Origin of the sequence: Aquabacterium sp. G14 (genome assembly GCF_037482285.1) — a bacterium.
Taxonomy (GTDB): Bacteria; Pseudomonadota; Gammaproteobacteria; order Burkholderiales; family Burkholderiaceae_C; genus Aquabacterium.
Map to the genome: position 1 here is coordinate 105,372 of NZ_JBBEYB010000004.1, position 12,441 is coordinate 117,812.

Sequence of the window (12,441 nt, forward strand, 5' to 3'; positions counted from 1 at the left end):
TCACTTTTTCTGGATGGATGGAACCCCATGTTCACCGGCATCATCACTGGCGTGGGCCAGATCGTCGACTCCCAACCCCTGGGCGCTGACGCCAGCCACGGCCGCCGCCTGACCCTGCAGACGCCCACCGGCTACCTCGACGGCGTGGGCCTGGGCGACAGCATCGCCATCAACGGCGCGTGCATGACCGTGACCTCGTTTGACGCCGCAGCGGGCCGTTTCACGATTGACGTGTCGGCCGAAAGTCTGGCTCGTACCGTGGGTCTGGACCAGCAAGGCACCGTCAACATGGAGCAAGCCCTGCGCTCGCACGACCGCCTGGGCGGGCACATCGTGACTGGCCACGTCGATGATGTCGGCGACGTGGTCGTGTTCGAGCCGGTGGGCGAATCGTGGCTGCTCCAGATTCGGGCGCCGCGCAGCCTTGCGCGCTTTCTGGCCTACAAGGGTTCCATCACCGTCAACGGGGTGAGCCTGACCGTCAACCGCGTCGAAGACGCCACCGACGGCAGCACCGTGTTCAGCATCAACCTGATCCCGCACACCATCGAGAACACCGCCCTGGGCACCCTGAAGGTCGGCTCCAAGGTCAACCTGGAGGTGGATCTGATCGCCCGCTATGTGGAACGCATGCTCCACGCCGAGGGCAAACTGGGCGCCTGAATGCTCTCTGGTGCCGCCGTTGCACACCGTGGCGCGCGCCCAAGCCCAGTCTCAGTCGTGAAGAAGCGCCGCCCAGGCGCTTCCCTCGGCCTGTTTTCGATGGGGACGCCCCCGTCTGGTCCTCTGATCCGGGCCCGAGAAGCCTACAATCCCTGCCATGCCCATTTCACCTATTCCTGAGCTGATTGCCGAACTCGCCGCCGGTCGCATGGTCATCCTGGTGGATGAAGAAGACCGCGAAAACGAGGGCGATCTCGTCATTGCCTCCGAGCACGTCACGCCCGAGGCGATCAACTTCATGGCCAAGTACGGCCGGGGTCTGATCTGCCTGACGCTGACGCGCGAGCGCTGCGAGCGGCTCCAACTGCCCCCGATGGCCACCCGCAATGGCACCAAGCATGGCACAGCCTTCACCGTGTCCATCGAGGCGACCGAGGGCGTGACCACCGGCATTTCGGCCGCCGATCGCGCCCGGACCGTGCAAGCGGCCGTGGCCCGCGATGCCAAGCCAACGGACCTGGTGCAACCCGGGCACATCTTCCCGCTGCAGGCGCAAGATGGCGGCGTGCTGATGCGCGCCGGCCATACCGAAGCCGGTTGCGACATGGCGCGCATGGCCGGTCTGACGCCCTCGTCGGTGATCTGCGAGATCATGAACGACGACGGCACCATGGCCCGCCTGCCGGACTTGGAAGTGTTCGCCAAGGAACACAACCTCAAGATCGGCACCATTGCCGACCTGATCCAGTATCGCAGCCGCAATGAATCGCTCATTGAACGCCTGGGTCAGCGCACCATGCAGACGCCGGAGGGCGCGTTTGAGACCTCGGTCTTCCGTGATCGCACCGGTGCCGTGCACCTGGCGTTGACTGTGGGCAACTGGACCCCGGCCGACGAGGTGCTGGTGCGTGTGCACGAGCCCCTGTCGGTGATGGACTGGCTCGATGCGGGCAACAGCGCGCACGCCTGGCCCCTGCCCAAGGCATTGGCGGCTGTGCGCGAAGCCGGCCGTGGTGTGGTGGTGCTGCTGAACGCTGGTGACGAGGCCGAGCGCCTGCTGGAACGTGCCTTGCCGGCTGAGCCGCAAACCCCGGTCAAGCAGCCGGTGGACCTGCGCACTTATGGCGTCGGCGCCCAGATTCTGCGCACCCTGGGTGTGCAGCGCATGCGCCTGATGGGCAACCAGCGTCGCATGCCCAGCATGGTGGGCTACGAACTGGAAGTGGTGGGCTTCCTGACGGCCGATGGCACGCGACTGGATCCACCCAACTGAGGCAGGCGCCCTTTTTGGGGCGCCGCTCTTTCTGACCACCTGCTCTTTTCTTTCTTGATTTTTCGCTCTTTTATCTGGATCACACACTATGCAAGGCGCTGACAAAGGACAAGCCGGCCGACTCGATGGACACGATCTGCGTGTCGGCATCGTGCAAGCCCGCTTCAATGACGAACTGACTTCCCGGATGGCGGCGCTGTGCATCGAGGAACTGGGTGCACTCGGTGTGCAGGCCAAGCACATTCAGCATGTGACCGTGCCGGGCGCGCTGGAAGTGCCGGTGGCCCTGCAGGCCATGGCCGACAGTGAGCGTTTTGACGCGCTGGTGGCGCTGGGTTGCATCATCCGCGGTGAAACCTATCACTTCGAGCTGGTGTCCAACGAGAGTGGTGCGGGCGTGACCCGTGTCAGCCTAGATCACCACGTGCCCATCGCCAACGCGATCCTGACGGTGGAGAACCAGGCGCAAGCCGAAGCCCGCGTGGAAGAGAAAAGCCGTGAAGCGGCCCGTGTTGCCGTCGAGATGGCCAACCTGCTGGATGACCTGCTGTGAGCGACGCGAGCGATACTCCCAAAACCACCCCGCTGCAAGGCCGTCCGGCCCGCAAGCCCGCGGCACCCGGAGCACCGAGGGCCAAGTCCTCGCGTCGCCGTGCGCGCGAATTTGCTTTGCAGGGTCTGTACGAATGGCAGCTCAACTCCCGTGATGCGGGGGCCGTGGACGCCCATATCCGTGAACAGGATGACTTCGCCCGTTGCGATCGTGGTCACTACGATGCCTTGCTGCACGGGTGCATCACGCAATGTGCGCAACTGGACGCGCAGTTGCTGCAGTTCCTGGACCGCCCGGTCGAGGAGCTCTCGCCGGTCGAGCATGCCGTGCTCTGGATCGGTGTGTACGAGCTGACCCATTGTCTGGACGTGCCCTACAAGGTCGCGATCAACGAGGCGGTGGAGCTGGCCAAGAGCTTCGGCGGCACCGATGGCCACAAGTACGTCAATGGCGTGCTCGACCACCTGGCGCCCCAGTTGCGCCCGGATGAAGTCAAGGCCGCTCGGCCGGCATCGCGCTGAAGCACGCAGGAGGGCTCCGATCCGTGACGCAGCGGCCCGCCCCCTCTTTGGCTGACACCCTGCCCAACCAGGTGGACGTTGACCGCCTGGTGCCAGACAACCAGGATACGGTCATCCTGACCCGTCCGTTCCCTGATGCCGACGAGGCCGCTGCCGAGGTGCGTCGAGGGCGGCTGGAAAGCTTGCCGACCATCGGGAACATCTCGCGGTACGCGCTCAAGTACACACTGGGCGAAGGTGGTTTGGGCACGGTTTATGCAGCGCACGATCCGCTGTTGTCGCGGGCTGTGGCCATCAAGACCTTGCATGTGGACCCGTCCATGACGGATCCCGAGCGCTTCAACGCGCTGTTCCTCAACGAGGCGCGGGCTGCGGGGGGACTCAGTCACCCGCAGATCGTGACGGTGTACGACGCCGGCACCAGCGAGCAGGGGCCTTACATCGCGATGGAGTTGCTGCGCGGCAAGGACTTGCGGCAATTGCTGGCACAGGGCTGGCGCCCGACGCCTTCGCAGGCGGCCTTGATCGTGCGGCGCGTGGCCGATGCCCTGTCTTACGCGCATCACAAAGGCGTCATCCATCGCGACATCAAGCCGGCCAACATTTTCATGACGGGGCGCACCCAGCCCCGCGTGCTCGACTTTGGCATTGCCCGCATTCGGCAGGCCGAATCTCTGGCGCAGCGCGACGACCCGCAAAGCCGTTTCCATGAGTTGGTGGGTGGTTCGCCCTATTACATGTCGCCAGAACAGGTGCGCCGCTTGCCGGTGGACCGCCGCGTCGACGTGTATGCCCTGGGCGTGGTGCTGTACGAGTTGCTGACCGGGCAGCGCCCCTTTGCAGGCAACAGCCTGGAGGAAATCGCCGAAGCGGTCCTGCGCCAGCCGGTGCCTTTGGCGCATGAGGTCAACCCCGAGGTGCCTCGCGCCCTTTCCGAAATCGTTGCCCAAGCCATGCACCGCGAACGCGATCAGCGCATCCGCTCGGCCCGTCGCTTGTCGCAAGCTTTGCGTGAATGGATCGAAGGTGCCGATGCCCCCGATGTGCCGCAGGAAGGGCGCTCCGCGTTGGCCGACGGTGGCGTTAGCGGTGCAAAACGCTGGCTCTTGCCATTGGCCGCATCCGGGTGGGTATTGGCCTTGCTGGGCATTGCCTGGGCCATCTGGCGCTGAAGCACGCCTTTAGGTCAGGCCACCAGCGACAACTCCAGTGAACGGCGCCCTTGGGCGCTCCAGCGCCGGGCCTCTTCGTCCAGCAAGTGCAGGGTACGAGGATGCTGCGCAGCCCAGCGCCTGTTCAGCGCCAGCTTGATCTTGCCGCGGCTGCGCTGCAGGCTGACCACGCGGTGGGGCAGATCGACGCGGGCGTGATGCAGGATGATGGCCAGGCGCAGGCACAGCACCTGAGACATCAGTGCCTGGTCATGGAAATGTTCCACCAGCTTGATCAGTTCACCGCGCTGTCCCAGCACCAGCGTGGCCAGGCGCCGCAGTTGTGACTGTGAGAAGCTCGACGCGTCCACATGGCCCAGCAGGTAGGCGCTGTGGCGGTGATGATCGTGATGCGAGACCATCATGCCGATTTCGTGCAGGGCGCTGGCCCAACCCAGTTCGCGGGCATGTTCGCCATCCGGGTTGGCTTGGGGTTCGGCCAGTTCCTGCCACAAGGCAAGGGCGCGCAGGCGAACGCGCTGCGCTTGCGTCGCATCGACACGGAAACGCTGTTGCAATTCACGCACCGAGGTGTCGCGCGGATCGAGCAGGCGATGGTTGCGTGCTGCCTCGACCCGCTCTTCCAGGTCGAAGATCACGCCCTGTCGCAATGCCCCTTTGGCGGGCTTCAGTGCTTCGATGTCGAAGTGCGAGGCCAGGGTGTAGAGGATGCACAGGCCACCCGCCAGCACGGGCTTGCGCTCGGCTTTGAGGCCGGGCAGGGCGAGCAGCTCGGCCGAGCCTGCCTCAATGCAGCGCTCGATACACCACCGCAGCCCCTCGGGGGTGATGCTGCCGTCGGTGATGCCATTGGCAGCCAGAATCTGAGACACGGCGCCCACGGTGCCAGACGAGCCCAGGGCTTCTTGCCATTGATGACGCTCGAACAGGGTGAGCGCTTCTTCCAACTCCGCGCCTGCTGCGATCTGAGCTGCGCGGAAATTGTCGGCGGTGTATTGTCCTTGTGGAAAATGCTGCATCGACAGGCTCACGCTGCCAATGCCGAACGACTCCTTGCGAATCGGGGTGCGGCCGTGTCCCAGGATCATCTCGGTGGAGCGTCCACCGATGTCGATGACCAGGCGCGGCAACTCGCTGGGTTGCAGCCGGGACACGCCCAGGTAAATCAGGCGGGCTTCTTCGCGGCCGGCGATCACTTCAATGCGGTGCCCCAACACACGGTCAGCGCGCTGGAGGAAAGCGTCGCGGTTGCGGGCTTCGCGCAGGGTTTGGGTGGCCACTGCACGCACTTGCCAGGGAGCGAAGCCCTTGAGTCGCTGGGCAAAACCTGCCAGGCAAGCCAAGCCACGTTGGGTCGCTTCTTCGGTCAGCATGCCATGGCTGTCCAGTCCGCCACCGAGGCGTACCGTCTCCTTGAGGTACTCGATGCGTTTGTAGCGCCCCTTGGCGATCTGCCCGATCTCCAGCCGAAAGCTGTTGGATCCCATGTCAATGGCGGCCAACAGGTCGGGGTAGCGGCTTTGCTCCAGACTCGTGGCGGGGCTCTTGCTTGTCTTGGCGGTTAGCATCTTGTCCATGAGCGATATTGTCGCTGCTTTGCCGTGTGGATCGCTGCAGTGCATCAAAGCCTGTTGACAGCATTGCTAAGATGTCTCGATGACTTTGATTTTCATCGTGGCTGCCACGTTCTTGGGTGGTCTGATTTCGGTGCTGCTGGCCGCGGCCCTGTCGGCGCCTTTGCTGGGTTTGATCGTTCGTCACCTGGTGAGCCTGTCAACCGGGGTGTTGTTGGGAACGGCCTTGTTGCACGTGCTGCCTGAGGCCTTCGGTTCCGGTGAGCCTCCGCAGGCCTTGTTTCTCACTTTGTTGGGCGGCTTGCTGTTCTTTTTCCTGCTGGAGAAGGCCGAGTTGTACCGGCACGGGCATCACCACGAGCATGATCACCACGACCACCACCACGGCTTCGATGCCGAGCAGGCCGGGCGCGGTGGCTGGAGTGTGCTGGTGGGCGACAGCATCCACAATTTCTGCGACGGGGTTCTGATCGCAGCGGCCTTTTTGGCCGATCCGAACCTGGGCATCGTCACCGCTCTGGCCATCATCGCGCATGAGATCCCGCAGGAGGTGGGGGACTACATCGTGTTGATCAACGCTGGGTTCTCGCGGATGCGGGCACTCGCCTACAACGCCTTGTCCGGCCTCGCCGCTGTGGTCGGTGGGGTGTTGGGTTATTTCCTGATCGGCCCGTGGCAGGAATACCTGCCCTACATGATGGTGGTGGCGGCCAGCAGTTTCGTGTATGTGGCCGTGGCGGACCTGATCCCGCAGTTGCAAAAGCGTTTGAGCGGGCGGGACACCATCATGCAGATCGTGTGGATGGGCGCGGGCTTGTTGTTGATTGGGGGCATCGTCAGCATCCTTCACGGCGCGCATGAGCATGAGCATGCGGGGCATGCCCACGACGTGGCGCCCCATGCGGATCTGGCGTCAGAAGTGCTCCCCGGCCACGAGGAGCGCTGAGCGCGCTGCTGTGGTGCGACGCGTCATGCGTTGAGAGTCCACTGGGGCAGAAGTCCGGGGAGGGTTGCGGCCCTCCGCGGTTCAAGGCTTGTCCGCCGTGTGGGCGACGGATGATGCCGTGGCGGGCTTGGTGGCCGGCTTGAGCCGTGCGGCGACCATGCCCGACCCCACGATGAGCGCCATACCCAGCAGCGCGTCCAGCCCCAGGGTTTCGCCAAACAGCACCGTGCCCAGCAGGCCTGCGTGCACGATGCCCAGGTACTGCAAATTGGCGTTGACCAGGGTACTGCCCTGTGCATAGGCGCGTGTCATCAGCAACTGGGCGATGGTGGCGAAGGCGCCCACACCGAACAGGGCCAGCCAAGAGCGCAGAGGGATGTCGGCCACGGGGGTTGGATTGAGCTGCCCGGGCAGCAGCCAGAACAAGGCCCCCAGCACGGAGCCCATCAGGGAGAAGTAGAAGACCACGCGAACCTCCGGCTCGCCAGCGCGACCCAAGGCGGTGACCTGGAGGTAGGCCATGGCCGACAACATGCCTGAGGTCAGCCCAATGAGGCCTGCCCAGATCTGGTCTTGGTTCAAGGTGGGATGCAGCACCAGGGCCACGCCCGCGAAACCCACCGCGATGGCCACGATCAGGCGTCGATCGACCCGTGGCCCATCCAGCAGAGCGGCCTGTAGCAGCAGGAAGACGGCCATCCACACCGAGGACATGTAGTTCAGCGTGACCGAGGTGGCCAACGGCAGATGCGCCATGCTGTAGAACCACATGGACAGGGCGAACACGCCGGCGAGGCCGCGCTTGACATGCAGCACGGGCACGCGGGTGTACAGGCTCGTGGCGGTGGCCCGTGCCACGATCAGCATGATCACGGCACCCACCGTGCCGCGTGCGCTCACGACGGCGGCGGTGCCGAAGTCGTGAGAGGCAAACTTCACGCACACCCCCATGCCAGCGAACAGCAGGGTGGCCAGAACCATCTGGACATAGGGGGAGGCGCGTGAGGACATCGGAAGGCAGGAAAAAGCCGCCCGGAGGCGGCTTGGGTCAGTACAGTAGGCTTCAGTCCTTGAAGTCCATCGCGCGGCGGTACCACTCGTGGAAGTGCTGCATGCCGTCTTCCATCGGGCTCTGGTACGGCCCGACTTCGTTGTCGCCGCGCTCCATCAGGGCCTTGCGGCCGGCGTCCATGCGCTCGGCGATCTCGTCGTCCTCGATGCAGGTCTCCATGTAGGCGGCCTGCTGGGCTTCGACGAACTCGCGCTCGAAGGCTGCGATCTCTTCGGGGTAGTAGAACTCAACCACGTTGAGGGTTTTTTGCGGGCCTTGCGGGTACATGTTCGACACGACCAGCACGTGCGGATACCACTCCACCATCATCGTGGGGTAGTAGGTCAGCCACACGGCGCCTTGCGTGGGCTTTTCGCCGTTGCGGTAGCGCATGACCACGTCGTGCCACTTCTTGTAGACGTCCGAGCCCGGCTTGTCGAAGGTGCTGGCCACGCCCACGGTTTGCACCGAGTACTCCTTGGCCATGTCCCAGCGCAGGTCGTCACAGGTCACGAAGTTGCCCAGTCCGGGGTGGAAGGGGCCGACGTGGTAGTCCTCCAGATAGACCTCGATGAAGGTCTTCCAGTTGTAGTTGCACTCGTGCAGCTCGACGCGGTCGAGCACGAAGCCACTGAAGTCCAGATCGCCACCGGGCTTGAAGCGGGCATCGATGCCGGCGAGGTCGGCGGCGATGTCGCGGCCGTTGTCCTCGAACAGCAGGCCGTTCCAGTTACGAACCTTGTAGTTGTTCAGGTTCAGGCAGGGATCGTGGTCGAAGTGCGGGGCCCCGATCAGCTCGCCCTTGTGGCTGTAGGTCCAGCGGTGCAGCGGACACACGATGTTGTGCCGGCTGTTGCCGCGGCCCTTGAGCATGACGGCCTGGCGGTGGCGGCACACATTGGAGATCAACTCGATGCCATCGGGTGTGCGCACGAGCGCGCGGCCTTCGCCTTCCTGAGCCAGTGCATAGTAGTCGCCCACCTCGGGCACGCTCAAGGCGTGGCCCAGGTAGCGAGGACCGGACTGAAAGATGCGTGCAAGCTCCTCCTTGTACAGTGATTCGTCGAAATAGACGGACACGGGCAGCTGCGTGCGGCTGCGGTGAAGGGCGTTGAGCGCAGGACTCAGGTCAGACATGATCCCCAGGATCTCCAAAAACCAATGTCAACCCACCTCGGTGCCGGCAAACAAAGGCGATCCGAGGCTTGAAACATCCCTGGCAAGGCCAGGGGGCGAAAGGTCCGCGAGGCCGTCCTGTCAGCCAAAATGAAGCTGGTCCTGCTGGCAACGGCGTTGGCAGGACAACAGGTCGGGTATCGGGGAGGGGGCGATTGTACCCGTTAGGGGGTTTTCCGGGGGCGGCGTGCAATGCCCGCACCCTGAGGGAGGTCAAACACCGTGTAGATCTCTGGCGCGCGCGTGTGGCCCCCCGATGTGTGGGCAAAGGCCTGAGGTCCTGTGCAGGATTGGCGGAGCGGATCCGCACGTCCGAAATAGAATACGCGTTTGCCCCTAACCGGCACCCACAGGCAAGTTCATGGCCAGATCTTCTTCGACATCCAGCACCGCCGCGGCGGCGCCATCCCTGCCACCCTCCTACGAAGCCGCTCTGGCCGAACTGGAGCAACTCGTGGACCAGATGGAGTCGGGGGCTTTGCCGCTGGAGCAGTTGTTGAGCAGCTACCAGCGTGGTGCCGAGCTGTTGAAGTTCTGCCGTGGCCGCCTGCAGGCGGTGGAGGAGCAGGTCAAGGTGTTGGAAGACGGTCAACTCAAGTCCTGGAACGCGGCATGACCCCGATGGATTTCCAGTCGTGGTCGGACGCCGTGCTGGTCCGTGTCGAGGCGGCCTTGTCGGAGTGGGTGCCTGCGTCGGCGCCTGCAGGTCTGGGTGAGGCCATGCGTTACGGTGTGCTCGATGGCGGCAAGCGCTTGCGTGCCCTGCTGGTGCAAGCTGCGGCCGAGGCCACCGGTGCATCGGCGGACGTGGGGGGAGGCGAAGCCGCCTTGCGCGCGGCCGCGGCGGTCGAGTTGATCCACGCCTACTCGCTGGTGCACGACGACATGCCCTGCATGGACAACGACGTGCTCCGTCGTGGCAAACCGACCGTGCACGTGAAGTATGGCGAGGCACAGGCCATGTTGGCCGGCGATGCCATGCAGGCCTTGGCCTTCGAAGTCTTGACGCCCGATGAAGGAGAGGGCGCTGGCGTGTCCCCAGCGCTGCAAGCCCGCTTGGTGCGCCTGCTGGCCCGCGCTTCGGGGCAGTCCGGCATGGCCGGCGGCCAGGCGATCGACCTGGCCAATGTCGGTCAGTCGCTGGACGAGGCCACCTTGCGCGACATGCATCAGCGCAAGACCGGCGCCTTGTTGCGGGCCAGCGTGCAGATGGGGGCGGCCTGTGGCGGCGTGGCGGCGGACAGCCCTACTTGGCAGGCGTTGACGGACTACGGGCACGCCATCGGTCTGGCCTTCCAGATCGTAGACGACGTGCTGGACGAGACCCAGGGCTCGGAGACCCTGGGCAAGACGGCGGGCAAGGATGCCGATGCCAACAAGCCGACCTATGTCAGTTTGCTCGGTCTGGAAGGCGCGCGCCAAGAAGCTGGCGCCTTGCTGAGCGAAGCCAGGGCAGCGCTCCAGCGCAGTGGGCTGGGCGACACCGCCACGGCCACGCTGCGTGACCTTGCCGAGCGCATCGTCCATCGCGACCACTGACACACACCGAACAATCCCCCGAGGATGTGCACACCATGAGCTACCCCCTGCTGTCCAGGATCGACCAGCCCGCCGACATCCGGCACCTGTCTCGTTCCGAGCTCAAGCAACTGGCCCACGAACTGAGGGACTTTCTGCTCCACAGCGTCTCTCGCACGGGTGGCCACCTGTCGTCCAACCTGGGCACGGTCGAGCTCACCATCGCGCTGCATTACGTGTTCCACACACCCGATGACCGCCTGGTGTGGGACGTGGGGCACCAGACCTATCCGCACAAGATCCTCACCGGTCGCCGTGACCGCATGCCGTCCTTGCGCCAGTACGGTGGCATGAGCGGCTTCCCGCGTCGCGACGAGAGCGTGTACGACACCTTCGGTACGGCCCACTCGTCCACCTCGATCTCGGCGGCGCTGGGCATGGCCCTGGGCGCGCAACTCAAGGGTGAAAAGCGCAAGTCCGTCGCCATCATCGGCGACGGTGCGATGACCGCCGGCATGGCCTTCGAGGCCATGAACAACGCGGGCGTGCCGCACGACGGCAAGATGCCCGACATGCTGGTGGTGCTCAACGACAACGACATGTCGATTTCGCCGCCGGTGGGTGCGCTCAACCGCCACCTGGCCCGCCTGATGTCCGGGCGCTTTTACGCCGCCGCCCGCGAAAGCGCCAAAGAGGTGCTGCGCCACGCGCCGCCGCTGTTCGAGCTGGCCAAGAAGCTGGAAGTGCACGCCAAGGGCATGGTGGTGCCCGCCACCATCTTCGAGGAGTTCGGCTTCAACTACGTCGGCCCCATTGATGGGCATGACTTGGATTCGCTGATCCCGACACTGGAGAACCTGCGCGACCGCGGTGGCCCTCAGTTCCTGCATGTGGTCACCAAGAAGGGTTATGGCTACAAACTTGCCGAGGCCGATCCGATTGCCTACCACGGTCCCGGCAAGTTCGACCCGGCGGTAGGCCTCGTGAAAGCCACCCCCGTCACGCCGCCCAAGCCCACGTTCACGCAGGTGTTCGGGCAGTGGCTGTGTGACATGGCGGCACACGATCCGCGCCTGGTGGCCATCACGCCGGCCATGCGAGAGGGCTCGGGCATGGTCGAGTTCCACAAGAAGTTTCCTTCGCGGTACTTCGACGTGGGCATTGCCGAGCAGCACGCGGTCACTTTTGCCGCGGGTCTGGCCTGTGAAGGGCTCAAGCCTGTGGTGGCGATCTACTCGACCTTCCTGCAGCGCGGCTACGACCAGATGATCCACGACGTGGCGCTGCAGAACCTGCCCATGGTGTTCGCGCTGGACCGTGCTGGCATCGTCGGGGCCGACGGCGCCACCCACATGGGCGCCTTCGACATCGCCTTCGTGCGCTGCATTCCCAACATGAGCATGATCGCGCCCGCCGACGAGGCCGAGTGCCGTCAGGCTCTGAGCGCGGCGCACGCGCAAAACCACCCGGTGTGCGTGCGCTACCCGCGTGGTGCCGGTGCCGGCGTGCCGGTGCCCAACGACCTCACACCGCTGCCCTGGGGCAAGGCCGAGGTGCGTCGTCAGGTGCATGCGCCTGCGGCCGGCAAGCGCGTGGCCATCCTGGCCTTTGGCACCTTGCTGTACCCCGCTCTGCAGGCCGGCGAGGCGCTGGACGCCACCGTGGTCAACATGCGCTTCGTCAAGCCCCTCGACACCGCGCTGTTGCTGGAGATGGCGGGCAGCCACGACCTGCTGGTGACGGTGGAAGAAGGCTGTGTCCAAGGGGGCGCGGGCAGCGCGGTCGCCGAGGCCTTGTCGGCAGCTGGCGTGAACACGCCCTTGATGATGCTGGGTCTGCCCGACGAGTTCGTCGAGCACGGCGACCCGGCCAAGTTGCTCGCGCTGTGCGGGCTGGATGCCGAGGGGATTGAGCAGGCCGTGCGCGAACGTCGCGCACAGTTGTCAGCCTGAGTTCCGTGTCAGGGCCTTTTCAGGGCAGGCCTGCGCGGGCGT

12 protein-coding genes are annotated in these 12,441 nt (G+C 64.8%); 9 read left to right on the forward strand and 3 right to left on the reverse strand.

All coding sequences use genetic code 11. The features are described 5' to 3' along the window. The first annotated feature begins 27 nt into the window (after positions 1–27). From WIT60_RS06390 to WIT60_RS06410, 5 genes are all read left to right on the forward strand, one after another. On the forward strand, positions 28–663 hold the full coding sequence (locus WIT60_RS06390; protein ID WP_339583102.1) for a riboflavin synthase: 636 nt from the start codon (positions 28–30) through the stop codon (positions 661–663). A 157-nt stretch (positions 664–820) separates the two neighbouring features. Further along, positions 821–1,936 carry a bifunctional 3,4-dihydroxy-2-butanone-4-phosphate synthase/GTP cyclohydrolase II gene (gene ribBA, locus WIT60_RS06395; protein ID WP_339583103.1) on the forward strand — a complete coding sequence of 372 codons (1,116 nt, stop codon included), beginning with the start codon at positions 821–823 and terminating at the stop codon, positions 1,934–1,936. A gap of 88 nt (positions 1,937–2,024) precedes the next feature. Continuing rightward, positions 2,025–2,489, forward strand: a complete 465-nt coding sequence (gene ribH, locus WIT60_RS06400) for a 6,7-dimethyl-8-ribityllumazine synthase (RefSeq protein WP_339583104.1) — start codon at positions 2,025–2,027, stop codon at positions 2,487–2,489. Further along, the gene (gene nusB / locus WIT60_RS06405; RefSeq protein ID WP_445207664.1) at positions 2,486–3,010 is read left to right on the forward strand and encodes a transcription antitermination factor NusB; all 525 of its coding nucleotides are present in this window, start codon (positions 2,486–2,488) and stop codon (positions 3,008–3,010) included. Before ribH ends, nusB begins: the two co-directional genes overlap by 4 nt. 23 nt (positions 3,011–3,033) lie before the next feature. Then, positions 3,034–4,182 carry a serine/threonine-protein kinase gene (locus WIT60_RS06410; RefSeq protein ID WP_339583105.1) on the forward strand — a complete coding sequence of 383 codons (1,149 nt, stop codon included), beginning with the start codon at positions 3,034–3,036 and terminating at the stop codon, positions 4,180–4,182. Positions 4,183–4,196: 14 nt separating this feature from the next. On the opposite strand, the gene WIT60_RS06415 is transcribed toward WIT60_RS06410, so the two are convergent. Beyond that, positions 4,197–5,750 (reverse strand): Ppx/GppA phosphatase family protein, encoded by a 1,554-nt coding sequence (locus WIT60_RS06415; protein WP_339583241.1) that lies wholly within the window; start codon positions 5,748–5,750, stop codon positions 4,197–4,199. 88 nt (positions 5,751–5,838) lie between these two features. Here WIT60_RS06415 and WIT60_RS06420 point away from each other — a divergent pair, with 88 nt between their 5' ends. Beyond that, on the forward strand, positions 5,839–6,702 hold the full coding sequence (locus WIT60_RS06420; protein WP_339583106.1) for a ZIP family metal transporter: 864 nt from the start codon (positions 5,839–5,841) through the stop codon (positions 6,700–6,702). A gap of 81 nt (positions 6,703–6,783) precedes the next feature. Here the strand turns inward: WIT60_RS06420 and WIT60_RS06425 are convergent, their stop codons facing one another. Further along, complete coding sequence (locus WIT60_RS06425; protein WP_339583107.1) at positions 6,784–7,713, reverse strand: DMT family transporter; 930 nt, start codon at positions 7,711–7,713, stop codon at positions 6,784–6,786. Between the two features lie 52 nt (positions 7,714–7,765). Continuing rightward, complete coding sequence (locus WIT60_RS06430) at positions 7,766–8,890, reverse strand: aromatic ring-hydroxylating oxygenase subunit alpha (RefSeq protein WP_339583108.1); 1,125 nt, start codon at positions 8,888–8,890, stop codon at positions 7,766–7,768. Between the two features lie 400 nt (positions 8,891–9,290). Between WIT60_RS06430 and WIT60_RS06435 the strand changes: the two genes are divergently transcribed. The 3 genes from WIT60_RS06435 to dxs are packed head-to-tail and all read left to right on the forward strand — an operon-like array spanning position 9,291 to position 12,399. Next, complete coding sequence (locus tag WIT60_RS06435; RefSeq protein ID WP_339583109.1) at positions 9,291–9,545, forward strand: exodeoxyribonuclease VII small subunit; 255 nt, start codon at positions 9,291–9,293, stop codon at positions 9,543–9,545. Continuing rightward, the gene (locus WIT60_RS06440; RefSeq protein ID WP_339583110.1) at positions 9,542–10,468 is read left to right on the forward strand and encodes a polyprenyl synthetase family protein; all 927 of its coding nucleotides are present in this window, start codon (positions 9,542–9,544) and stop codon (positions 10,466–10,468) included. Before WIT60_RS06435 ends, WIT60_RS06440 begins: the two co-directional genes overlap by 4 nt. A 35-nt stretch (positions 10,469–10,503) precedes the next feature. Continuing rightward, positions 10,504–12,399, forward strand: a complete 1,896-nt coding sequence (dxs, locus tag WIT60_RS06445) for a 1-deoxy-D-xylulose-5-phosphate synthase (RefSeq protein WP_339583111.1) — start codon at positions 10,504–10,506, stop codon at positions 12,397–12,399. Positions 12,400–12,441 lie beyond the last annotated feature (42 nt).